Here is a 23,950-nt window from a genome sequence, read left to right as displayed (position 1 = left end):
TATTCGGCTGAAGCCTTGCCCCGTTGGGGCCAGCCTACGGCTGTTCAAAAACGCTTATCGCGTGTTTGTCCCTAAATCCGAAAACCATCTGGATTAATCTAATAAATAAAGAGGCGATAACATGACGATCAAAAATCACACCCTCGGTTTTCCTCGCGTCGGCCTGCGCCGCGAACTGAAGAAAGCGCAAGAAAGCTACTGGGCGGGGAATATCTCTCAGGAAGAATTACTGGCGGTGGGCCGCGAGCTGCGCGTCCGCCACTGGGAGCAACAAAAGCAGGCGGGCGTTGAACTGCTGCCGGTTGGCGATTTTGCATGGTACGACCACGTTCTGACCACCAGCCTGCTGCTTGGCAACGTGCCGGCTCGTCATCAGAATGCGGACGGCAGCGTCGATCTGGATACTTTATTCCGCATTGGCCGCGGCCGTGCGCCAACGGGCGAGCCCGCCGCCGCCGCTGAAATGACCAAATGGTTTAACACCAACTACCACTACATGGTGCCGGAATTCAGCAAAGGCCAGCAGTTCAAACTGACCTGGACGCAGCTTCTGGATGAAGTGGACGAAGCGCTCGCAGCAGGCCATAACGTGAAACCCGTACTGCTCGGGCCGGTAACTTATCTGTGGCTGGGCAAAGTAAAGGGTGAGCAATTCGATCGCCTCAGCCTGCTGAAAGATATTCTGCCGGTTTATCAGCAGGTGCTGGCAGAACTGGCGAAACGCGGCGTCGAATGGGTGCAAATCGATGAACCTGCGCTGGTGCTGGAACTGCCGCAGGCGTGGCTGGATGCGTTCAAACCGGCATACGACGCGCTGGCTGGCAACGTAAAACTGCTGCTGACCACCTATTTTGAAGGCGTAACGCCGAATCTGAACACCATTACCGCGCTGCCGGTACAGGGCCTTCACGTTGATTTCGTCCACGGTAAAGATGATATCAACGCGCTGCATCAGCAACTGCCTGCCGCCTGGCTGCTGTCCGCCGGTGTGATCAACGGCCGTAACGTCTGGCGCGCCGATCTGACGGAAAAATACGCTCAGCTTAAAGATCTCGTTGGTAAACGTGAGCTGTGGGTGGCCTCCTCCTGCTCGCTGCTGCACAGCCCAATCGATCTGAGCGTGGAAACGCGTCTTGATGCAGAAGTGAAGAGCTGGTTTGCCTTTGCCCTGCAAAAATGTGCCGAACTGTCACTGCTGACTGAAGCGTTGAACAGCGGTAAAACGGCAACGCTGGTTGAATGGAGCGCCCCGATCCAGGCCCGCCGCCACTCAAGCCGCGTGCATAACGCCGCGGTGGAAAAACGTCTGGCCGCAGTTACCGCGCAGGACAGCCAGCGTCAGAGCGACTATGCCGCTCGTGCCCGGGCTCAGCGTCAGCGCTTTAATCTGCCCGCCTGGCCAACCACGACCATTGGTTCATTCCCCCAAACCACTGAAATTCGCGGCCTGCGCCTGGATTTCAAAAAAGGAAATCTGGATGCCGGTCATTACCGCACCGGTATTGCGGAACACATCAAACAGGCGATTGTTGAGCAGGAGCGTTTAGGCCTGGACGTGCTGGTACACGGTGAAGCCGAACGTAACGATATGGTGGAATACTTCGGCGAGAACCTCGACGGCTTCGTGTTTACCCAGAACGGCTGGGTGCAAAGCTACGGCTCCCGCTGCGTAAAACCGCCGATCGTAATTGGCGATATTAGCCGCCCGGAAGCGATCACCGTCGAATGGGCAAAATACGCGCAATCCCTGACCGACAAACCGGTAAAAGGCATGCTGACCGGGCCTGTGACAATTCTGTGCTGGTCATTCCCGCGTGAAGACGTGAGCCGCGAAACTATCGCGAAGCAAATTGCCCTGGCGCTGCGCGACGAAGTGGCGGATCTGGAAGCGGCAGGTATCGGCATCATCCAGATTGATGAGCCAGCCCTGCGTGAAGGCTTACCGCTGCGCCAGTCCGACTGGCAGGCTTACCTGGAATGGGGGGTTGAAGCCTTCCGTCTGAACGCCGCCGTGGTGCGCGACGACACGCAGATCCACACCCATATGTGTTACTGCGAGTTTAATGACATCATGGATTCTATTGCGGCGCTGGACGCGGACGTTATTACCATCGAAACCTCCCGCTCCGATATGGACCTGCTGGAGTCGTTCAAGGTGTTTGAATACCCGAATGAAATCGGACCGGGCGTGTATGACATTCACTCCCCGAACGTGCCGAGCGTGGAATGGATTGAAGCATTACTGAAGAAAGCGGCGGAGTCAGTTCCAGCCGAACGTTTGTGGGTAAACCCGGACTGCGGCCTGAAAACTCGCGGCTGGCCGGAAACCCGTCAGGCGCTGGCGAACATGGTGAAGGCCGCGCAGAATTTGCGTAGCGCTTAAAAAACCGGGCCCCTCATTTTGAGGGGCCTTTTTTATTTCTTCGCGTCATAACGCTCAAACCACTTCAGCATGCGTTGCCAGCCATCTTTCGCCGACTCTTCATGGTAGCTCGGGCGATAGTCAGCGTTAAACGCATGGCCCGCTTCCGGGTAGACGATGATTTCAGCGGTGGCATTCGCCGCGCGTAGCGCCTGACGCATCGTTTCCACCGTATCCTGCGGAATGCCCGTATCCTGCCCACCGTAAAGGCCCAGCACAGGGGCGTTGAGATTAACGGCAATATCCACGGGATGTTGCGGTGAATTCAGCGTTTTTTCGCCAACCAGTTTGCCATACCAGGCGACAGCGGCTTTAAGCTGCGGATTATGTGCGGCATACAGCCAGGCGATACGACCGCCCCAGCAGAACCCGGTAATCATCAGGCGATGCGCGTTTCCACCGTTGCGGGAAGCCCAGTTGGCGACATGATCGAGGTCCGCCAGCACCTGCGCATCGGGCACCTTTGAAACCAGCCCGCTGAACAGCGTAGGAATATCTGCAAAATCGTTGGGGTCGCCCTGACGAAAATAGAGCTCTGGCGCGATAGCCAGATAACCTTCCAGCGCCAGACGGCGGCAAATATCGCGAATATGCTCATGTACGCCAAAGATTTCCTGTACCACAATCACTACCGGCAGAGGGCCTGCGGCCTCTTTTGGACGTGCGTGATAAGCAGGCATATTTTCCCCCTGCGTGGGAATAGAGGTTTCGCCTGTCTGAATTGAATCATCCGGGGTATGTACAACGGTTGACGCGGGAGGTTCAGCCGCCGGTGCGAAACGTCCACCCGGCGTATTGGATATTGGTTGCTTTTCTTTCATTGGCATTCTCCGTACCAGCATTAGCGCAGTGTGATAACTATAGTCAGGATTAGTAGCATCTCTGGTTTGCAAAAAACGCGCTTTGTGCCTGATAACTGACCGGAAAGAGTTTGTTGTGTGACGAGCGTCACTAATAAAGGTGAAATTTATGTAATTTGCTTTATTCAAGGTGAGGTTCGTCACGAAATTATGTTCGGGGGTTCTGTAAAGTACCGCTTTGCGGCACAAGCCAATCCTATTCAACAGAGGAGTCTGTTATGTCCAAGTCTGATGTTTTTCATCTCGGCCTTACTAAAAACGATCTGCAGGGGGCTACGCTTGCTATCGTCCCGGGCGATCCGGAGCGAGTTGAAAAGATCGCCGTGCTAATGGATAAGCCGGTTAAACTGGCTGCCCACCGTGAATTCACCACCTGGCGTGCAGAAATCGACGGCAAGGCAGTTATCGTTTGTTCGACAGGGATTGGCGGCCCGTCCACATCCATCGCCGTGGAAGAACTGGCACAGCTGGGTATTCGCACTTTCCTGCGTATCGGTACTACCGGTGCGATACAGCCACATATCAATATCGGCGATGTGCTGGTAACGACGGCTTCGGTGCGTCTTGACGGCGCCAGCCTGCACTTTGCGCCAATGGAATTCCCGGCCGTTGCCGACTTTGCTTGCACCACCGCACTGGTTGAAGCGGCGAAATCTATCGGCGCGACCACGCACGTTGGCGTGACGGCTTCTTCCGACACCTTCTACTCGGGCCAGGAGCGCTACGACACATTCTCAGGCCGCGTAGTTAACCGCTTTAAAGGTTCGATGGAAGAGTGGCAGCAGATGGGCGTGATGAACTATGAAATGGAGTCCGCTACGCTGCTGACCATGTGCGCAAGCCAGGGTCTGCGCGCCGGTATGGTTGCCGGTGTTATCGTGAACCGCACCCAGCAAGAAATTCCTGACGCTGAAACCATGAAGCAGACTGAAAGTCATGCGGTGAAAATCGTTGTGGAAGCGGCTCGCCGCCTGATCTAGACCTTCCAAAGCTGGTGCAAACCGGCTTCAGGTTGCTGGCAAAGAAGGAAAAAGCGTGGTTTTTCTTTCTTTGTGGTTATCTGCCGAAAATCAATATATTGATTTTACTGTTAATTTTATGATGACATCTTTCTGAACTTCTTAAGTTATGAGCTTTGTCATCAGTCTCAAGCCGGTATAAGCCGGCTTAATTTTTACGCTTTGCGTAACGCCTCGCAGGAAATCCCTTTTAATCTGGACATTTATACAGCAGAATTTTATTTTGCTGATGTTTGGCATGGGCTGCAGGAGGCGTAGTGGATATCTCAATATTATTTGGACTGGGGATTATCCTGGTCGGTGTGCTGACCGGTTGGTTGCTGGCAAGTTTGCGGGCGGCGCAGCGGCAAGCCGTACTTCATGAAGAGCAAAGAGAAATCTACGGCGAGCTTACCGCGGCCAGACAGGATTTGCTGCAACAGCAGCACTGGAAGGAAGAGTGCGAGCAGCTTAATCGCGAATTGCGTACCCAGCTTGAAATTAACAGCACTCAGGAAGCCGATCTCCGCGAGCTAACCACGCTCCTGGAACAGACTCGTCTGCACGCTGAAGACAAGCATCGGCAGATGATGAACAGCGAGCAACGGCTGAGCGAGCAGTTTGAAAATCTCGCTAACCGTATTTTTGAGCAGAGCGGTCGCAAAGTTGAAGAGCAGAACCGTCAGAGCCTGAATGGCCTCCTTATGCCGCTGCGGGAGCAACTGGATGGCTTCCGTCGCCAGGTGCAGGAAAGCTTTGGTCAGGAAGCGCGCGAACGCCATACCCTTACGCATGAAATTCGCAATCTTCAGCAGCTCAATGCGCAAATGGCGCAGGAAGCCCTCAACCTCACCAGGGCGTTGAAGGGCGATAATAAAACGCAGGGTAACTGGGGAGAAGTCGTACTGACCCGCGTGCTGGAGGCATCGGGCCTAAGGGAAGGGCACGAGTACCAGACGCAGGTAAACATTCAGCTCGAAAACAACAGCCGTATGCAGCCTGATGTCATTGTCCGCCTGCCGCAGGGCAAGGACGTAGTTATCGATGCCAAAATGACGCTGGTGGCCTATGAGCGTCATTACAATGGCGACGATGAGCTGACCCGCGAAAGCGCGCTTAATGAACATATCGCCGCCGTTCGCAATCATATCCGCATGCTAAGCCGTAAAGACTACCAGCAGCTTCCGGGCCTGCGCTCCCTTGATTATGTCCTGATGTTTATCCCCATCGAACCGGCTTTTCTGCTGGCCGTGGACCGTCAGCCCGAGCTAATCAGCGAAGCGCTGAGAAATAATATTATGCTCGTTAGCCCAACCACGCTGCTGGTCGCGCTGCGAACCATTGCCAATTTGTGGCGTTATGAGCATCAAAGCCGTAATGCACAACAAATTGCCGAACGCGCGGGTCGCCTGTATGACAAAATGAGGCTGTTCGTCGATGACATGTCCGCTATCGGGCAGAGCCTGGATAAAGCTCAGGATAACTACCGGCAGGCGATGAAAAAACTCGCCTCCGGGCGCGGTAATATTCTCGTACAGGCCGATGCGTTTCGTGAACTGGGCGTGGAGGTAAAACGTGAGATTAATCCAGATTTGGTCGAGCAGGCGCGGCAGGAAGATGAAGATAATGCGGCAAGAACAGGCCATGGAAACGACGAAGAAACATTCCAGCACAATGGCTTAGATAAGCGGCGAATCGTTGGCGAGCGCCAGGCTTAGGTTTTGCCGGCAGGCTTGAATCATAGGGCTTTAGCGCCCATTCTGTTACACTTCATGAACATATTTTTGATAAGCAGGCATTGAGATGGTTGACGAATCCCAGGAAACAACTCACTTTGGCTTCCGCACCGTAGCGAAAGAACAGAAAGCCGATATGGTGGCTCATGTGTTCCACTCCGTGGCCGCAAAATACGATGTCATGAACGATCTGATGTCGTTTGGTATTCACCGTATCTGGAAGCGCTTTACTATCGACTGCAGCGGCGTGCGCCGTGGGCAGCGGGTACTGGATCTTGCCGGAGGAACGGGCGATCTGACGGCTAAATTCTCTCGCCTGGTGGGGGAAACAGGTGAAGTGGTGCTGGCGGATATCAACGACTCAATGCTGAAAATGGGACGTGAAAAACTGCGCAACATCGGCATTATCGGCAATGTGAATTACGTCCAGGCAAACGCGGAAGCGCTGCCTTTCCCGGATAATTCCTTCGACTGCATCACCATCTCTTTTGGCCTGCGTAACGTTACCGATAAAGAAAAAGCGCTGCGTTCTATGTATCGCGTGCTGAAGCCGGGTGGCCGCTTGCTGGTGCTGGAATTCTCCAAACCCGTCATCGAGCCGCTCAGCAAAGCTTACGACGCCTATTCTTTCCATATTCTGCCGCGCATCGGCGAAATGGTCGCGCAGGATGCAGAAAGCTATCGTTACCTGGCGGAATCCATCCGTATGCATCCCGATCAGGATACCCTGAAAGCGATGATGGAAGACGCAGGCTTCGAAAACACCACCTATTATAATCTGACCGCCGGGATTGTTGCCCTGCACCGTGGCTACAAATTCTGACCGGGGGCTGCTGATGCCATTTACACCGCTAGTGACCGCTGGACTCGAAAGCGTCCTCAATGCCTTTCTGTGGCGTGACCGCGGGCTGAAAGCCGCTCGTCAGCGCCTGCTGGGTAAAGTATTACGCGTTGAGCTAAAAGAGTTCTCCGCGCCCCTGGTTCTGGTCTTTAGCGAACAGCAGCTTGATGTGCTGGGCGAATGGGAGGGTGAGGCGGACTGCCGCGTTGTCACGCGCCTGGCCGTATTGCCAAAATTGCGCGACAGGCAGCAGCTCACGGCGCTTATCCGCAGCGGCGATCTTGAAGTACAGGGCGATCTGCAGGTTGTACAAAACTGGGTTGCCCTGATGGATCTGGCCGAGTTTGACCCGGCAGAACTCCTTGCGCCTTATATCGGTGATATCGCGGCGGAAGGCATCAGCAAAATGTTTCGTGGCGGCGGCAAACTGCTGAAGAAAGGCTTTGCACGCAATCAGCAATACCTCGCCGAAGCGATCGCTGAAGAGTGGCGTATAGCGCCAGGCCCGCTGGAAGCGGCATGGTTCGCCGAAGAAACGGCAGCCGTTGAACGCGCAGTTGACGCCTTAAGTGCGCGGCTGGATAAGCTGGAGGGCAAATGACGCCAGGAGAAATTCGTCGTCTCTATTTCATCGTTCGTACTTTCCTCAGTTATGGCCTGGATGAACTCATTCCCCGGCTCCGAATCACGCTGCCGCTACGCCTCTGGCGGCGTTCGTTGTTCTGGATGCCAAACCGTCATAAAGACAAAGAACTGGGTGAGCGATTGCGCCTTGCGCTGCAAGAATTAGGGCCGGTGTGGATCAAGTTTGGTCAGATGATGTCTACGCGTCGCGATCTGTTTCCGCCGCTGATAGCCGATCAGCTAGCGATGTTGCAGGATCGCGTTGCGCCGTTCGATGGCGTACTGGCAAAAAAACAAATCGAACAGGCGATGGGCGGTATTCCCATTGAGACCTGGTTCGATGATTTTGATATCAAGCCGCTTGCCTCGGCTTCTATCGCGCAGGTACATACCGCTCGCCTGAAAGAAAACGGCCGCGAAGTGGTGATTAAAGTTATTCGCCCGGATATTTTGCCCGTCATCAAAGCCGATATGAAACTGATTTACCGGCTGGCGCGTTGGGTTCCCCGTCTGCTGCCGGATGGGCGTCGTCTGCGTCCGCTGGAGGTCGTGCGTGAATATGAGAAATCCCTGATTGATGAGCTGAATTTGCTGCGTGAGGCGGCGAATGCTATCCAGTTACGGCGCAATTTCGAAAATAGCCCGATGCTCTACGTTCCCGAAGTCTTCTCGGATTACTGTAGCGAAGACATGATGGTGATGGAGCGGATTTACGGGGTTCCCGTCTCGGATATCCCGACGCTGGAAAGCCAGGGCACTAACATGAAGCTTCTGGCCGAACGCGGCGTGCAGGTCTTTTTCACCCAGGTCTTCCGCGACAGTTTCTTCCATGCCGATATGCATCCAGGCAATATATTTGTCAGCTATGAGCATCCGGAAGATCCGCAGTATATCGGGATTGACTGCGGCATCGTCGGCTCGCTGAATAAAGAAGATAAGCGCTACCTGGCTGAAAACTTCATTGCCTTCTTTAACCGGGACTACCGCAAAGTCGCCGAGCTGCATGTGGACTCAGGCTGGGTTCCGCCGGAAACCAACGTCGAAGAGTTTGAGTTCGCTATTCGTACCGTTTGTGAGCCGATTTTTGAAAAACCGCTGGCGGATATTTCCTTTGGACACGTGCTGCTAAACCTCTTTAACACGGCTCGTCGCTTTAATATGGAAGTGCAGCCACAGCTGGTTTTACTGCAAAAGACGCTCTTATATGTTGAGGGCGTTGGAAGACAGCTTTATCCCCAGCTCGATTTGTGGAAAACCGCCAAGCCTTTCCTGGAAAATTGGATCAAAGATCAGGTTGGTATTCCTGCCCTGATTCGCTCTTTTAAAGAAAAAGCGCCGTTCTGGGTAGAAAAAATGCCGGAACTTCCTGAACTGGTGTACGACAGTTTGCGCCAGGGCAAGTATTTACAGCACAGCATTGATAAAATCCAACGCGACCTGCATCAGCATCATGTACGTCAGGGGCAGTCACGCTATCTGTTTGGCATCGGGGCTACGCTTATTTTGAGCGGGACGTTACTGCTAATAAACAAACCGGAGTGGGAATTTATGCCCGCCTGGCTAATGGCCGCAGGTATCGTGGTCTGGCTGATTGGCTGGCGGCGCTCTGCCTGAAATTCCATCGTTATTAACAGGCGCGTGCCGTATAATAACGGGCGTTACACATACATCGAGTGATTTGAGGCAACAACATGGGTGGTATCAGTATCTGGCAATTAGTGATTATTGCCGTCATCGTCGTTCTTCTGTTTGGTACTAAGAAGCTGGGTTCTATCGGTTCCGATCTGGGCGCTTCTATTAAAGGCTTCAAGAAAGCCATGAACGATGATGAGCCTAAAGAAAAAGACCAATCTGTTCAGGACGCTGATTTTACCGCGAAAAACCTGGCGGATAAGCAACCAGGCGACGTGAAAAAAGAAGACGCAAAGAGCAACGATAAAGAGCAGGTGTAAAGCGTGTTCGATATTGGTTTTAGTGAACTGCTGCTGGTCTTCGTGATTGGCCTTGTTGTTCTGGGGCCGCAACGTCTGCCGGTGGCCGTCAAAACGGTTGTTGGCTGGATCCGTGCTCTGCGTTCGCTTGCCGCGACGGTGCAAAATGAACTGGCTCAGGAATTGAAAATCCAGGAATTGCAGGACAGCCTGAAAAAGGTTGAGAAGGCGAGCATGGATCACCTGACGCCGGAGCTAAAAGCTTCCATGGATGAGCTGCGTCAGGCTGCGGAATCCATGAAGCGTTCCTATACGCAGGATCCTGAAAAGGACAGCGATGAGGCGCACACCATCCATAATCCATTGGTGAAAAACGAGCAGGACAGTCATGAAGGCGTTACGCCTGCGGCGGCGGCTCACCAGGCAAGCGCGCCCGACCAGGCTCCTGAAGCGGAAACAACGCAGGCCGTCGAGCCTTCAGCAGCAATCTCCCGGCCTCAGATTAACTCTGCACCGGAGCCTGTTTCCGCTCCGGTCACTCCTCAACCTTCAAGTGATAAACAGTAAACATGGCCGTTGAAGATACCCAACCGCTCATCACTCACCTGATTGAGCTGCGCAAGCGACTGTTAAACAGCATTATCGCTGTGCTGGTGATTTTTCTGGCGCTGGTTTATTTTGCTAACGATATCTATCAGATCGTTTCTGCACCGCTGATACAGCAGATGCCGACTGGCTCAACGATGATTGCCACCGACGTGGCGTCGCCTTTCTTTACGCCAATTAAGCTGACGATCTACGTCTCGGTCTTTCTGTCAGCGCCGGTCATTCTGTATCAAATCTGGGCGTTTATCGCTCCGGCTTTATATAAGCATGAACGTAAACTGGTCACGCCGCTGCTGATCTCCAGTTCGCTGCTGTTCTATATCGGCATCGCTTTTGCCTATTTTGTCGTTTTCCCGCTGGCATTTGGCTTTCTGACAAAAACGGCGCCGACAGGCGTGGTAATGTCTACCGACATCAGCAAGTACCTCGACTTTGTCATGACGCTGTTTATGGCGTTTGGGGTCGCGTTTGAGGTACCGGTTGCTATCATCCTGCTGTGCTGGATGGGCGTAACAACTCCTGCTGCGTTAAAACAGAAGCGTCCGTATATTTTCGTCGGTGCTTTCGTGGTGGGCATGCTGTTAACGCCGCCGGACATCTTCTCGCAAACGCTGTTGGCTATTCCGATGTACTGTCTGTTTGAGGTTGGCGTATTCTTCTCCCGGTACTATGTCGGCAAAGGCCGCAGAGATATGGAAGGCGCTGAAGAAGATGACGATCGCTCAGAAAGTGAGTCGTGATTTCAGGCCGCCCGTCAGGGCGGTCGTCGTTTGGAACGTTATATGTTTGATATCGGCGTAAATTTAACCAGTTCGCAGTTCGCCAAAGACCATGCGGAGGTTGTACTGCGCGCGCAGCAGGCGGGCGTTAGCGGCATGCTGCTTACCGGAACCAGCCTGCACGAGAGCCAGCAAGCCCTCGCGATGGCGCGGAAATACACCGGCTGTTGGTCTACCGCGGGCGTGCATCCTCACGATGCAAGCCAGTGGGAAGAGGCAACCGCAGAAGCCATTATTCAGCTTGCCAATGCTTCTGAAGTGGTCGCCATCGGTGAATGTGGTCTGGATTTCAACCGCAACTTTTCAACGCCCGTCGAGCAGGAGCGCGCTTTTACCGCTCAGCTGGCGCTGGCTGCCGATTTGGTGATGCCGGTGTTTCTCCACTGTCGCGAAGCTCATGAGCGCTTTATCGCCCTGCTTGATCCGTGGCTGGATAAACTACCGGGCATAGTGCTGCACTGTTTTACCGGTACGCAAGCGGAAGCGCGCGAGTGCCTTGCCCGCGGCCTGTTTCTCGGTATTACCGGCTGGGTGTGCGACGAACGCCGTGGCCTGGAACTGCGCGAGCTGCTGCCGGTCATTCCTGCCCAGCAGTTGCTGCTGGAAACCGATGCCCCCTGGCTATTACCGCGGGATCTTAAACCAAAACCTGCAACCCGGCGGAACGAACCCTGTTACTTGCCCCATATCCTCAAACAGGTGGCCCACTGGCGCGGAGAAGATCCCGCCTGGCTTGCGCAAGTAACGGATGAAAATGCCCGCCGTTTATTCCGGCTGGCCTAAATCAGGAGAAAATAAATGAGCTATGCATTTCCCGGAACGTTTCCCGGCCGCCGTATGCGCCGTGTCCGTCGCCACGATTTTAGTCGCCGCCTGGTAGCAGAAAACCAGCTAACGGTTAACGACCTGATTTATCCGGTGTTTGTTATGGAAGGTCAGAATCGCCAGCAGGAAGTAACGTCGATGCCGGGCGTTTATCGCATGACTATTGACCTGTTGCTTAAAGAAGCCGAAGCCGTTGCAAAACTGGGCGTCCCCGTCCTGTCTTTATTCCCGGTGATTGAAAGCGCGGGCAAATCGCTCCATGCCGAAGAAGCTTATAATCCGAACGGGTTGGTACAGCGCACCGTACGCGCCCTGAAAGATGCGGTACCAGAGCTGGGTTTACTGACTGACGTTGCGCTCGATCCCTACACCACCCATGGCCAGGACGGCGTCATTGACGAAGACGGCTACGTTATCAACGACGTCACCCGTGAAATTCTGGTGCGTCAGGCGCTTTCCCATGCGGAAGCCGGGGCCGAAATCATCGCGCCAAGCGATATGATGGATGGCCGCATCGGCGCTATCCGCGATCGGCTCGAAGCCGATGGTCTGGTGAATACGCAGATCATGTCCTACGCCGCAAAATACGCGTCCTGCTACTACGGTCCGTTCCGTGATGCGATCGGCTCTTCAGGCAACCTGAAAGGCGGCAATAAGAAGACTTATCAGATGGACCCTGCGAACGGTGATGAAGCCTTACAGGAAGTCGCGCAGGATCTGCAAGAAGGCGCGGATATGGTGATGGTGAAACCAGGCATGCCGTATCTGGATGTTATTCGCCGCGTGAAGGATACCTTTGGCGTGCCGACTTTCGCCTACCAGGTATCTGGCGAGTATGCAATGCACATGGCGGCTATTCAGAACGGCTGGCTGGCAGAAAAACCGGCAATCATGGAATCACTGCTGTGCTTCAAGCGTGCCGGTGCCGACGGCGTGCTGACCTACTTCTCTAAGCGCGTTGCCCAGTGGCTGCACGACGAGCAGATGCAGCGCTAGCTGCAAACAAGAAGGCCAGCGATGGCTGGCCTTCTTTAACTTTAAACCTTCCTGAAGGCCGTGTTCTTTACGCTCTGTCTTATCTGCTTATTCAGCAGGTTAAGCAGCAGCATAGAGCGCGCTTCGCCGTCCGGCTCACTGAATATTGCTTCCAGCCCTTCGAATGCCCCTTCGGTGATCACTACGCTATCGCCTGGATAGGGCGTTTCCGGGTCGGTGACATTTTCTGGATGATAGTTGGCAAGCCTTGCGATGACATCATCCGGCACGCTGGCAGGCTGCGAGCCAAAGCGGACAAAATGGCTCACGCCACGGGTGGAGTTGACCGTTGTGGTATGGATATTTTCCGGATCAAATTTTACGAACATATAGTTCGGGAACAGGGGTTCACTGACTGCAGTTCTTTTTCCACGCACTATTTTTTCCAGCGTGATCATCGGGGTGAGGCAGTTTACCGCCTGGCGCTCAAGATGCTCTTGCGCACGCAGCAGCTGCCCTCGTTTGCAGTACAGAAGATACCAGGATTCCATAATTTCTCATCTCACCTCATTGAGCGCGCAAGAATAACAAAAGGACGAACTCAGAGATAGCCAGCACAAGTATAACCAATCACCAACTGATAGCAGACAGGGCTATTACCCGTTTTTAACAAAAATACAGCATGGCGCGGATGAAGTCCGTATAATGACCGCTATTCTCCGGGCCTGGATTAACTGCATGAAATACCACGACCTACGCGACTTTATGACGCTGCTTGAGCAGCGCGGCGAGTTAAAACGTATCGCTTTGCCCGTCGATCCGTATCTGGAAATGACTGAAATTGCCGATCGTACCCTGCGGGCAAATGGCCCGGCGTTACTGTTCGAAAACCCAAAAGGTTACAGCATGCCGGTGTTGTGCAATCTGTTTGGCACACCGAAGCGAGTCGCGATGGGCATGGGACAGGAAGACGTTTCCGCCCTGCGTGAAGTGGGTAAGCTGCTGGCCTTTCTGAAAGAGCCGGAGCCGCCAAAAGGGTTCCGCGACCTGTTCGATAAACTCCCGCAGTTTAAGCAGGTGCTGAATATGCCGACCAAACGGCTGCGCGGTGCGCCTTGCCAGGAAAAAGTCTGGGAAGGCGAACAGGTTGATTTAAACCGTATCCCAATTATGCAGTGCTGGCCGGAAGACGCCGCCCCGCTGATTACCTGGGGACTCACCGTCACCCGCGGCCCGCATAAAGAACGGCAAAATCTTGGCATCTATCGTCAGCAGCTAATCGGCAAGAACAAGCTAATCATGCGCTGGTTGTCGCATCGCGGCGGCGCGCTTGATTTCCAGGAGTGGTGCGCGGCTCATCCGGGCGAGCGTTTCCCGGTTTCTGTGGCGCTGGGTGCAGACCCGGCAACTATTCTTGGCGCCGTCACTCCCGTGCCGGATACCCTTTCCGAATATGCTTTTGCCGGTCTGCTGCGCGGGACCAAAACTGAAGTCGTAAAATGTATTTCTAACGATCTTGAAGTGCCGGCCAGTGCGGAAATCGTGCTGGAAGGCTATATCGAGCCGGGTGAAATGGCGCCGGAAGGGCCATATGGCGACCACACGGGATACTACAATGAAGTAGATGATTTCCCGGTTTTCACCGTGACGCATATTACCCAGCGTGAAGATGCAATTTATCACTCCACCTATACCGGACGTCCACCGGATGAACCGGCGGTGTTGGGCGTGGCCTTAAACGAAGTCTTCGTGCCTATTTTGCAAAAACAGTTTCCGGAAATTGTCGATTTTTATCTGCCGCCGGAAGGATGTTCGTATCGCCTTGCGGTCGTGACCATTAAGAAGCAGTACGCCGGCCACGCCAAACGCGTGATGATGGGCGTCTGGTCTTTCCTGCGGCAGTTTATGTACACCAAGTTTGTCATCGTGTGCGATGACGATGTTAACGCGCGTGACTGGAACGATGTTATTTGGGCCATCACAACGCGTATGGATCCGGCGCGTGATACCGTACTGGTAGAAAATACGCCGATCGATTACCTGGATTTTGCCTCGCCGGTTTCCGGCCTTGGTTCAAAAATGGGACTGGATGCCACCAATAAATGGCCAGGAGAAACCCAGCGCGAGTGGGGGCGTCCTATCAAAAAAGATGCGGAAGTCTGTGCGCGTATAGACGCAATCTGGGATGAACTGGCTATTTTCGATAACGGTAAAGACGCCTGAGGGGCGATTTTACGGTTTAGCATTATTGACCCGACAGAGGGGACGCATGACAACCTTAAGCTGTAAAGTGACCTCGGTAGAAGCGATAACGGATACGGTATATCGCGTTCGATTGCTGCCGGAAACAGATTTCTCTTTTCAGGCCGGACAGTATTTGATGGTAGTGATGGATGAGCGTGATAAGCGACCGTTCTCCATGGCATCCACGCCGAGCGAGCATGAGTTTATCGAGCTGCACATCGGTGCCTCAGAACTCAATTTGTACGCCATGGCCGTAATGGACCGCATTCTGAAGGAAAAGGAAATCGTTGTGGATATTCCGCACGGTGATGCCTGGCTGCGCGAAGATGAAGATCGTCCGCTGATCCTGATTGCGGGCGGCACAGGCTTCTCTTACGCGCGCTCGATTCTGTTGACGGCGCTGGCGCGTAATCCGCAGCGTGAAATCGCTATTTACTGGGGCGGCCGCGAAGAGAAGCATCTCTATGACCTGCCCGAGCTGGAAGCGCTTTCGGTGAAGCATGCGAATCTGCGGGTGGAAGCGGTAGTCGAACAGCCGGAAGAAGGCTGGCGCGGGCGCAGTGGCACAGTATTAACGGCGGTGTTGCAGGATTACGGTACGCTTGCCGGGCACGATATTTATATCGCCGGGCGCTTTGAGATGGCGAAGATTGCACGGGAACTGTTCTGCAATGAGCGTGGTGCAAACGTCGACCGCATGTTTGGTGACGCTTTCGCGTTTATTTGATGGCGAAACCCTAAATATAAGCCGCCGCATTGTCGGTGGTTTTTATTTTTCTGTGGCGCAAGAAATAAAAAACCCGCCCCTGACAGGCGGGAAAAACGACAACTAAACTCTGCGCAATAGTTTATCTTCTGCCTGAGGTGTCAGAGGGCGAATAAGTGCAACGTCACCGGCCGGAACCTGTAGAAGACGGATGGCGCCTACGCTTATTCACCCTACAGTCCTGTGAACCTTCCTGCTGTTAAACGCGTTCAATGACGGTAGCGATGCCCTGACCCAGGCCGATGCACATGGTGGCGAGGCCAAACTGCGCATCGCGGCGCTCCATCAGGTTGAGCAGCGTGGTGCTGATACGAGCGCCGGAACAGCCTAATGGATGCCCAAGCGCAATGGCTCCGCCGTTCAGGTTAATCTTCTCGTCGATCTGCTCCATCAGCCCCAGGTCTTTAATGCACGGCAGGATCTGCGCGGCAAAGGCTTCGTTCATTTCAAACAGGTCAATATCGGCAGGCGTCAGGCCCGCTTTCTTTAACGCCATTTTCGAAGCCGGAACCGGTCCGTAACCCATAATCGATGGATCGCAGCCAACCACCGCCATTGAACGAATGCGCGCTCGAATCGTCAGACCCAGTTCCTTAGCGCGAGATTCGCTCATCAGCAACATAGCCGCGGCCCCGTCAGAGAGCGCCGAAGAGGTGCCAGCGGTAACCGTTCCGTTAACCGGATCGAACGCCGGCTTCAGCGAGGCGAGTCCTTCGACGGTGGTTTCCGGGCGGATGACCTCATCATAATCAAAGCGCTTAAGCACCCCGTCAGCATCATGACCGCTGGTGGCGACGATTTCATTTTTGAAATGCCCGGCTTCGGTTGCAGCCCACGCGCGCTGATGCGAACGAGCGGCAAACCGATCCTGCATTTCGCGGCTGATGCCGTGCATACGCGCCAGCATCTCTGCGGTTAAACCCATCATTCCGGCAGCTTTAGCTACGCTGCGGCTAAGACCCGGGTGAAAATCAACGCCGTGGTTCATCGGCACGTGGCCCATATGTTCCACGCCGCCAATCAGGCAGGCGTGTGCATCGCCGGTTTGGATCATGCGGGCGGCGTCGTGCAATGCCTGCATGGAAGAACCGCATAAACGGTTCACCGTCACAGCGGGTACAGAATGCGGGATTTCTGCCAGCAATGCGGCATTGCGCCCAATGTTAAAGCCTTGCTCCTGCGTTTGCTGCACGCAGCCCCAGTAAATATCGTCCAGCGCGGCTGCTTCCAGCGCCGGATTTCGGGACAGAATGCTGCGCATCAGATGAGCCGAAAGATCCTCCGCACGCACGTTGCGGAACGCGCCACCTTTAGAGCGGCCCATCGGGGTGCGAATTGCGTCAACAATGACAACCTTTTCCATAATCACTCCTCAGGCACTTTTCAGATCGCTGGCCGGGCGCGCTGGCGCAACCGGGGGATAATACGGCTCGTTACGTGACGCTTTTGCACGCAGGCCATCCGGCACCTGATAGAGCGGACCGAGATGTTGATACTGCTGAGCCATATCGAGATATTGCGCGCTGCCGATAGTATCTAACCAGCGGAATGCACCGCCGTGGAACGGAGGGAATCCCAGACCATAAACCAGCGCCATATCCGCCTCTGCCGGGCTGGCAATAATGCCTTCCTCCAGACAGCGCACCACTTCGTTGACCATCGGGATCATCATGCGGGCGATAATCTCTTCGTCGCTGAAGCTCTGGCGTGCTTCGCTGACGCCATCCAGCAGGCTGTCGGTGGTTTCGTCCTGCTCTTTGCGCGGTTTGCCCTTGCTGTCTTCTTTATAGCGATAGAAGCCCTGCTGGGTTTTCTGACCGTAGCGGCCGGCATCGAACATGGCGTCAATCGCATCGCGATAATCTTTTTGCATACGCTGCGGGAAACCAGCCGCCATCACCGCCTGAGCGTGGTGAGCGGTATCAATGCCCACCACGTCCAACAGATAGGCCGGACCCATCGGCCAGCCAAACTGTTTCTCCATCACTTTATCGATCTGACGGAAATCCGCGCCGTCGCGCATTAACTGGCTGAAGCCAGCAAAGTACGGGAACAGAACGCGGTTGACGAAAAACCCGGGGCAGTCGTTCACCACGATTGGGGTTTTGCCCATTTTGCTGGCCCAGGCGACAACTTTGGCGATGGTCTGCTCAGAGGTTTTCTCGCCGCGAATCACTTCCACCAACGGCATGCGGTGTACCGGGTTGAAGAAGTGCATACCGCAGAAGTTTTCCGGGCGTTTCAGGCTATTTGCCAGTTCGCTGATTGGAATGGTCGAGGTATTTGATGCGAGTACCGTGTCCTCACGCACCTTATCTTCCACTTCCGCCAGTACGGCTTTTTTCACTTTCGGGTTTTCGACAACGGCTTCAACGACAACGTCAACGCGTTCGAAGCCGGCATAATCGAGCGTTGGATGAATAGTGGCAATCACACCTGCCAGCTTCATGCCGTCGATCTTGCCGCGCTCAAGCTGCTTATTAAGCAGTTTGCTGGCCTCGGTTATGCCTAACGCCAGCGACTTCTCGTTAATATCTTTCATGAGTACCGGCACGCCTTTCCAGGCTGACTGGTAAGCAATGCCGCCGCCCATGATCCCGGCGCCGAGGACGGCAGCCTGTTTCGGGGTTTCGGTATTTTTGGTCAGTTTTTTCGCCTGGCCTTTAACGTACTGGTCGTTCAGGAAAATCCCGACCAGCGCACGGGCTTCATTGGATCGCGCCAGCGGTACAAAACTTTGTGTTTCCAGTTGCAATGCTTCATCACGGCCAAGCCTTGCTGTGGCTTCAATGGTTTTTACCGCCGTCATCGGAGCAGGGTAATGCTTGCCTGCGATCTGCATCACCATGCCTTTGGCGATGGTAAAGCTCATGGTCGCTTCGATTTTGCTTAAGCGTAGCGGCGCAAGCTTTGGCGCGCGCTTCGCTTTCCAGTCGAGATCGCCGCTGATGGCCTGGCGCAGCACCGCCAGCGCGCCTTCACGCAGCTTTTCGGCTTTAACCACGCCATCGACCAGGCCGATTTTTTGCGCTTCTGCTGCGCTAACATCTTTGCCAGCGGTAATAATTTCCAGCGCGCTATCCGCACCGAGCAGGCGTGGCAGGCGCACAGAACCGCCGAAGCCCGGCATGATGCCCAGTTTGGTTTCCGGCAGGCCAATGCGGGCGTCCGGCGAAGCCAGGCGATAATCGGTTGCCAGCACGCATTCGCATCCGCCGCCCAGCGCATAACCATTTATGGCGGCGAGGGTTGGAACGGGTAAATCTTCCAGGCGGTTAAAGACGCTGTTGGCGAACTGTAACCAGTTAGTCAACTGCTCCGCTGGTACGAGAAACAGCGACAGGAATTCGGTAATGTCAGCCCCGACGATAAACGCCGCTTTGTTTGAGCTGAGCAGCAGTCCTTTCAGACCGGGCTGCTTTTCCAGCACGTCGAGCGCGTGGCCGAGGCTGGCAACGGTCGCCGTGTCGAGTTTGTTGACCGAACCGGGCGCATCGAACACCAGTTCGGCGATGCCATCTTCCAGCCAGTCGAGATGTAGGGTTTCGCCTTGGTAGAGCATGTCAGTCTCCTGAATCCAGCAATGGGATCTGGTCGTACCAGATGGAGGGGAGTGTGGAATTGATGTTAACGAAATGCAAACAACTCATTAAATATTTGCAGGGATGATCACAGCAGCCGGAAATAAGTCGGGGCCGTTAGCCGTGTGCTAAGATGCGTGCCGATCAGGCATAAAAACAGAAGGGTAAACTATGGATTCACTAGCCTCGCTTTATAAAGATCATGTGGCAACCTTGCAGGAACGCACCCGCAACGTTCTGGCGCGTTTCAATCTTGATGCACTGCTGATTCACTCCGGGGAGCTGCTTAATGTCTTCCTGGACGATCATGCTTATCCGTTCAAAGTTAACCCGCAGTTCAAAGCCTGGGTGCCGGTGACCCAGGTACCAAACTGCTGGCTGCTGGTAGATGGCGTTAATAAACCAAAGCTGTGGTTCTACCTGCCGGTAGATTACTGGCATAACGTTGAACCGCTGCCGGAATCCTTCTGGACCGACGAAATTGATGTGGTTGCGCTGCCGAAAGCCGACGGCATTGGCGGCCAGCTCCCTGCCGCACGGGGCAATATCGGCTATATTGGTCCGGTACCAGAGCGCGCTTTACAGCTTGAACTCCAGGCGGGAAACATCAATCCGAAAGGGGTGCTTGATTACCTGCATTACTATCGTGCTTATAAAACGGATTATGAACTGGCGTGCATGCGCCAGGCGCAGAAAACCGCCGTTGTTGGCCATCAGGCTGCCCACGAAGCTTTTCTGTCCGGCATGAGCGAGTTCGACATCAATCAGGCTTATCTGACCGCAACCGGCCACCGCGATATCGACGTGCCCTACGGCAACATCGTTGCGTTGAACGAGCATGCCGCCGTGTTGCATTACACCAAACTGGACAGCCAGGCCCCGTCCGAAATGCGCAGCTTTTTGTTGGATGCTGGCGCAGAGTACAACGGCTATGCAGCCGACCTGACCCGAACCTGGGCGGCCAACGGCGACAGCGATTATGCGCAGCTAATCAAAGACGTTAATGCCGAACAACTGGCATTGATTGACACGCTGAAAGCGGGTGTGCGCTACACCGACTATCATATCCAGTTCCATCAACGCATCGCTAAACTGCTGCGTCGTCATCAACTGGTCAACGATATCAGTGAAGAAGCGATGGTGGAAACCGGCATTACCGGTCCGTTTATGCCGCATGGTCTTGGTCACCCGTTGGGTCTACAGGTTCATGATGTTGCGGGCTTTATGCAGGATGATACAGGTACACATCTCGCTGCGCCTTCGCAATATCCGTACCTGCGCTGCACGCGTGTGCTTGAGCCACGTATGGTGCTGACCATCGAGCCGGGCATCTACTTTATTGAATCTCTGCTCGCTCCATGGCGCGAAGGACAGTACAGCAAGCACTTTGATTGGCAGCGTATCGAGGCGCTGAAGCCGTTCGGCGGGATCCGCATCGAGGATAACGTCGTTATCCACGAAAATAACGTCGAAAACATGACGCGCGACCTGAAGCTGGCCTGATGGATAGCTGGCTAATTCCAGCTGAAACCTTTTTCGTCAGCGAGGAAATCAAGAAAAGCCGTTTTATTACGCTGGTAGCTCATACTGATGGGATAGCGGCGGCAAAAGCTTTTGTAGAGCAGGTGCGTGCGCAGCATCCTGATGCCCGGCACCATTGCTGGGCGTGGGTAGCGGGCGCACCGGATGATTCGCAACAGCTTGGCTTTTCTGACGATGGGGAACCAGCCGGGACGGCCGGCAAGCCAATGCTCGCGCAGCTTATGGGGAGCAGTATCGGTGAAATTACCGCCGTAGTCGTGCGCTACTACGGCGGAATTAAGCTGGGCACGGGCGGTCTGGTTAAAGCTTACGGCGGCGGCGTCCAGCTCGCGCTAAACCAATTGCCTACGGTGCTCAAAGTGCCATTAACCGAATATACTTTGCAATGTGATTACGCTCAGCTCGCGGGCATTGAAGCGCTACTCAAACACTATGATGGACTAATCGTGCAAAGTGAATTTCAGGCATCGGTGTTACTTAAAGTGGCTTTGCCGCAGACGCAACTGGCTGAATTTTCACTTCGGCTGGCGGATTTTAGCCGTGGTTCATTGCGTTTATTGCCGATTGAAGAATAATTCCCTCCTCGCAATTTTTGATATTTAAGGAAGCGGCTGAAATGCATTTTCGTGCCATAACCCGAATCGTTGGTCTGCTGGTTATCCTGTTCTCCGGGACCATGATAATTCCCGGGCTGGTTGCCTTAATTTACCGCGATGGCGCTGGCCGCGCCTTTACACAGACCTTCTTTGTTGCGCTGGCGATTGGGTCATTACTCTGGTGGCCAAATCGTCGTGAAAAAAGCGAGCTTAAGCCGCGCGAAGGTTTTCTGATAGTCGTATTGTTCTGGACGGTATTGGGAAGCGTGGGGGCATTGCCGTTTATCTTCTCTGAACGTCCTAACCTGACCGTCACCGACGCTTTTTTTGAATCCTTTTCAGGCCTGACCACCACGGGCGCGACTACGCTTGTGGGGCTGGACACGCTTCCCCATGCCATCTTGTTCTACCGGCAAATGCTGCAATGGTTCGGCGGGATGGGGATCATCGTTCTGGCCGTGGCGATTCTGCCTATCCTGGGCGTAGGGGGGATGCAGCTCTACCGGGCCGAAATGCCGGGGCCGCTGAAAGATAACAAAATGCGTCCGCGCATTGCGGATACCGCGAAAACGCTGTGGCTCATCTATGTGCTGTTAACCATCGCTTGTGCATTGGCGTTGTGGTTTGCCGGAATGCCGGCGTTTGACGCGATAGGGCACAGCTTTGCGACTATCTCCATCGGTGGGTTTTCAACGCACGACGCCAGCGTGGGATATTTCAACAATCCTACGATTAACAGCATCATGGCTATTTTTCTGCTGATTTCAGGCTGCAACTACGGCCTGCATTTCTCTTTACTCAGCGGCCGTCATTTAAAAGTTTACTGGCGTGACCCGGAATTCCGTATGTTCATTGGCGTGCAGCTAACGTTGGTGATCGTCTGTACTCTGGTACTGTGGACGCACAGTACTTATCAATCGGCGCTGCAAACGTTAAACCAGGCGTTCTTCCAGGTTGTGTCTATGGCGACAACGGCCGGGTTTACTACTGACAGTATCGCCCGATGGCCTCTCTTCTTACCGGTACTATTGCTCTGTTCGGCGTTTATTGGCGGTTGCGCTGGGTCTACCGGCGGGGGTCTGAAAGTCATTCGTATCCTCCTGTTATTCAAACAGGGGAACCGTGAGCTTAAGCGTCTGGTACACCCGAATGCGGTCTATAGCATTAAGTTGGGTAACCGTGCGCTACCGGAACGTATCCTGGAAGCGGTGTGGGGATTTTTCTCTGCCTATGCGCTGGTGTTTCTTTTAAGCATGCTTGCGATTATTGCGACGGGGGTGGATGACTTCTCTGCTTTTGCTTCGGTGGCGGCTACGCTTAATAACCTCGGGCCGGGGCTGGGCGTGGTAGCGGATAACTTTGCCAGCATGAACCCGGTGGCGAAGTGGATCCTTATCAGCAATATGCTGTTTGGTCGCCTTGAGGTATTTACTTTATTAGTACTTTTCACGCCAACCTTCTGGCGAGAATAACCGGAGCCCGTAGTGAAGACTTTGATTCTGTTTTCGACCCGCGATGGTCAGACCCGCGAAATAGCTTCTTATATAGCATCCGAGTTAAAAGAACTGGGCGTGGAAAGCGATGTGGTTAACCTGCATCGTAACGGCAATATTGGATGGGACAATTACGACCGCGTGGTTATTGGCGCCTCTATACGTTACGGCCACTTCCACGCATCGGTTGATACGTTTGTGAAAAAGCATCAGCAGGCATTAAGTTCCATTCCCAGCGCATTCTTTTCCGTAAACCTGGTCGCCCGCAAAGCGGAAAAGCGTTCACCGCAAACAAACTCCTATACACGCAAGTTCCTGCTGAATTCGCCATGGCAGCCAGATCGCTGTGCGGTCTTCGCCGGAGCGCTGCGTTATCCGCGTTATGGCTGGTTGGATCGCGCAATGATTCGTTTAATTATGAAAATGACCGGCGGCGAAACGGATACCAGCAAAGAAGTGGTCTACACCGACTGGCAGCAGGTAGCGCGTTTTGCCCATGAAGTAGCGCAGTTATCCGCCAGATAGCTTTCAAAATAGACGGTTTGTTGAAAAATACTGCGGTCGGTAATTTTTTTGCAATAAACGCTTGTCACGTTCCGAAAAATCCCTATACTGCGCCTCCACTGACACGGCACAACGGCTTACAAACCGGCCCGTCAGTCGGAGTGAAGCAGGAAATAAATGCTTGACTACGTAGCGGGGAAGCGTAATATGCACACCCCGCGCCACCGAAGATTGTGGCACCGCTCTTTAACAATTTATCAGACAATCTGTGTGGGCACTCGCAGGATTGATATCTCAGATACCTTCGGGTATCAAAAAAATATCAAGCCTTGAAGAGTGACCAGACAGTAATTCATTTAAGTGAATTATTTGAAAGTAATCTTTGAGCACCGCTGCACGAGTTGCAGCACATCAGACTTTTAATTGAAGAGTTTGATCATGGCTCAGATTGAACGCTGGCGGCAGGCCTAACACATGCAAGTCGGACGGTAACAGGAAGCAGCTTGCTGCTTTGCTGACGAGTGGCGGACGGGTGAGTAATGTCTGGGAAACTGCCTGATGGCGGGGGATAACCACTGGAAACGGTGGCTAATACCGCATAACGTCGCAAGACCAAAGAGGGGGACC

Annotated in this window: 21 protein-coding genes and 1 rRNA gene; 18 read left to right on the top strand and 4 right to left on the bottom strand. The window is 54.0% G+C overall.

Going from position 1 to position 23,950, the window contains the following annotated elements:
* The first annotated feature begins 121 nt into the window (after nucleotides 1–121).
* Nucleotides 122–2,383, top strand: a complete 2,262-nt coding sequence (gene metE, locus E2L00_RS20285; protein WP_167614768.1) for a 5-methyltetrahydropteroyltriglutamate--homocysteine S-methyltransferase — start codon at nucleotides 122–124, stop codon at nucleotides 2,381–2,383.
* A gap of 32 nt (nucleotides 2,384–2,415) precedes the next feature.
* Here the strand turns inward: metE and E2L00_RS20280 are convergent, their stop codons facing one another.
* Nucleotides 2,416–3,243 (bottom strand): dienelactone hydrolase family protein, encoded by an 828-nt coding sequence (locus tag E2L00_RS20280; RefSeq protein ID WP_167614766.1) that lies wholly within the window; start codon nucleotides 3,241–3,243, stop codon nucleotides 2,416–2,418.
* Nucleotides 3,244–3,500: 257 nt separating this feature from the next.
* Between E2L00_RS20280 and udp the strand changes: the two genes are divergently transcribed.
* The 10 genes from udp to hemB all read left to right on the top strand — a co-directional run bounded on the left by udp (nucleotide 3,501) and on the right by hemB (nucleotide 12,618).
* Entirely contained in the window at nucleotides 3,501–4,262 is a 762-nt protein-coding gene (gene udp / locus E2L00_RS20275) for a uridine phosphorylase (protein WP_167614764.1), read from the top strand.
* A gap of 296 nt (nucleotides 4,263–4,558) precedes the next feature.
* Nucleotides 4,559–5,998 carry a DNA recombination protein RmuC gene (rmuC, locus tag E2L00_RS20270; protein ID WP_167614762.1) on the top strand — a complete coding sequence of 480 codons (1,440 nt, stop codon included), beginning with the start codon at nucleotides 4,559–4,561 and terminating at the stop codon, nucleotides 5,996–5,998.
* Between the two features lie 85 nt (nucleotides 5,999–6,083).
* Nucleotides 6,084–6,839, top strand: a complete 756-nt coding sequence (gene ubiE / locus E2L00_RS20265; RefSeq protein ID WP_167614760.1) for a bifunctional demethylmenaquinone methyltransferase/2-methoxy-6-polyprenyl-1,4-benzoquinol methylase UbiE — start codon at nucleotides 6,084–6,086, stop codon at nucleotides 6,837–6,839.
* Between the two features lie 13 nt (nucleotides 6,840–6,852).
* Nucleotides 6,853–7,458 carry a ubiquinone biosynthesis protein UbiJ gene (gene ubiJ, locus E2L00_RS20260; RefSeq protein ID WP_167614758.1) on the top strand — a complete coding sequence of 202 codons (606 nt, stop codon included), beginning with the start codon at nucleotides 6,853–6,855 and terminating at the stop codon, nucleotides 7,456–7,458.
* Complete coding sequence (gene ubiB / locus E2L00_RS20255) at nucleotides 7,455–9,095, top strand: ubiquinone biosynthesis regulatory protein kinase UbiB (protein ID WP_167614756.1); 1,641 nt, start codon at nucleotides 7,455–7,457, stop codon at nucleotides 9,093–9,095. Before ubiJ ends, ubiB begins: the two co-directional genes overlap by 4 nt.
* A gap of 77 nt (nucleotides 9,096–9,172) precedes the next feature.
* Nucleotides 9,173–9,433: a Sec-independent protein translocase subunit TatA gene (tatA, locus tag E2L00_RS20250; RefSeq protein WP_167614754.1), complete on the top strand. Its 261-nt coding sequence runs from the start codon at nucleotides 9,173–9,175 to the stop codon at nucleotides 9,431–9,433.
* Nucleotides 9,434–9,436: 3 nt separating this feature from the next.
* Nucleotides 9,437–9,979 (top strand): Sec-independent protein translocase protein TatB, encoded by a 543-nt coding sequence (gene tatB / locus E2L00_RS20245; protein ID WP_167614752.1) that lies wholly within the window; start codon nucleotides 9,437–9,439, stop codon nucleotides 9,977–9,979.
* A 2-nt stretch (nucleotides 9,980–9,981) separates the two neighbouring features.
* Nucleotides 9,982–10,758 carry a Sec-independent protein translocase subunit TatC gene (tatC, locus tag E2L00_RS20240; protein WP_167614750.1) on the top strand — a complete coding sequence of 259 codons (777 nt, stop codon included), beginning with the start codon at nucleotides 9,982–9,984 and terminating at the stop codon, nucleotides 10,756–10,758.
* 42 nt (nucleotides 10,759–10,800) lie between these two features.
* Entirely contained in the window at nucleotides 10,801–11,580 is a 780-nt protein-coding gene (gene tatD, locus E2L00_RS20235; RefSeq protein WP_167614848.1) for a 3'-5' ssDNA/RNA exonuclease TatD, read from the top strand.
* A 15-nt stretch (nucleotides 11,581–11,595) separates the two neighbouring features.
* Nucleotides 11,596–12,618 carry a porphobilinogen synthase gene (hemB, locus tag E2L00_RS20230; protein ID WP_167614748.1) on the top strand — a complete coding sequence of 341 codons (1,023 nt, stop codon included), beginning with the start codon at nucleotides 11,596–11,598 and terminating at the stop codon, nucleotides 12,616–12,618.
* Between the two features lie 41 nt (nucleotides 12,619–12,659).
* On the opposite strand, the gene rfaH is transcribed toward hemB, so the two are convergent.
* The gene (gene rfaH / locus E2L00_RS20225; RefSeq protein ID WP_167614746.1) at nucleotides 12,660–13,148 is read right to left on the bottom strand and encodes a transcription/translation regulatory transformer protein RfaH; all 489 of its coding nucleotides are present in this window, start codon (nucleotides 13,146–13,148) and stop codon (nucleotides 12,660–12,662) included.
* A gap of 178 nt (nucleotides 13,149–13,326) precedes the next feature.
* On the opposite strand from rfaH, the gene ubiD reads away from it, so the two are divergent.
* Both ubiD and fre read left to right on the top strand, forming a co-directional pair.
* Nucleotides 13,327–14,820: a 4-hydroxy-3-polyprenylbenzoate decarboxylase gene (ubiD, locus tag E2L00_RS20220; RefSeq protein WP_167614846.1), complete on the top strand. Its 1,494-nt coding sequence runs from the start codon at nucleotides 13,327–13,329 to the stop codon at nucleotides 14,818–14,820.
* A 46-nt stretch (nucleotides 14,821–14,866) separates the two neighbouring features.
* Nucleotides 14,867–15,568 (top strand): NAD(P)H-flavin reductase, encoded by a 702-nt coding sequence (gene fre, locus E2L00_RS20215; RefSeq protein ID WP_167614744.1) that lies wholly within the window; start codon nucleotides 14,867–14,869, stop codon nucleotides 15,566–15,568.
* A 238-nt stretch (nucleotides 15,569–15,806) separates the two neighbouring features.
* Here the strand turns inward: fre and fadA are convergent, their stop codons facing one another.
* Both fadA and fadB read right to left on the bottom strand, forming a co-directional pair.
* Entirely contained in the window at nucleotides 15,807–16,970 is a 1,164-nt protein-coding gene (gene fadA / locus E2L00_RS20210; RefSeq protein WP_167614742.1) for an acetyl-CoA C-acyltransferase FadA, read from the bottom strand.
* A 9-nt stretch (nucleotides 16,971–16,979) separates the two neighbouring features.
* A complete protein-coding gene (gene fadB, locus E2L00_RS20205; protein ID WP_167614740.1) occupies nucleotides 16,980–19,169 on the bottom strand; it encodes a fatty acid oxidation complex subunit alpha FadB in 2,190 nt (729 codons plus the stop codon).
* 190 nt (nucleotides 19,170–19,359) lie between these two features.
* Here fadB and pepQ point away from each other — a divergent pair, with 190 nt between their 5' ends.
* From pepQ to E2L00_RS20180, 5 genes are all read left to right on the top strand, one after another.
* Nucleotides 19,360–20,691 (top strand): Xaa-Pro dipeptidase, encoded by a 1,332-nt coding sequence (pepQ, locus tag E2L00_RS20200; RefSeq protein ID WP_167614738.1) that lies wholly within the window; start codon nucleotides 19,360–19,362, stop codon nucleotides 20,689–20,691.
* Nucleotides 20,691–21,305: an IMPACT family protein gene (locus tag E2L00_RS20195; RefSeq protein WP_167614736.1), complete on the top strand. Its 615-nt coding sequence runs from the start codon at nucleotides 20,691–20,693 to the stop codon at nucleotides 21,303–21,305. The genes pepQ and E2L00_RS20195 overlap by 1 nt, the downstream gene beginning before the upstream one ends.
* Before the next feature lie 41 nt (nucleotides 21,306–21,346).
* A complete protein-coding gene (trkH, locus tag E2L00_RS20190) occupies nucleotides 21,347–22,798 on the top strand; it encodes a Trk system potassium transporter TrkH (protein WP_167614734.1) in 1,452 nt (483 codons plus the stop codon).
* A gap of 12 nt (nucleotides 22,799–22,810) precedes the next feature.
* Nucleotides 22,811–23,344, top strand: coding sequence for a menaquinone-dependent protoporphyrinogen IX dehydrogenase (gene hemG / locus E2L00_RS20185; RefSeq protein ID WP_167614732.1), 534 nt, complete (start codon nucleotides 22,811–22,813; stop codon nucleotides 23,342–23,344).
* 399 nt (nucleotides 23,345–23,743) lie between these two features.
* Nucleotides 23,744–23,950 (top strand): 16S ribosomal RNA (locus E2L00_RS20180); the annotation flags it as partial.

Origin of the sequence: Cedecea colo, from assembly GCF_011808225.1 — a bacterium.
GTDB classification, from domain to species: Bacteria; Pseudomonadota; Gammaproteobacteria; order Enterobacterales; family Enterobacteriaceae; genus Dryocola; species Dryocola colo.
Note: the sequence above shows the minus strand (reverse complement) of the source record. Positions and strands in the feature narration are given on the sequence as shown.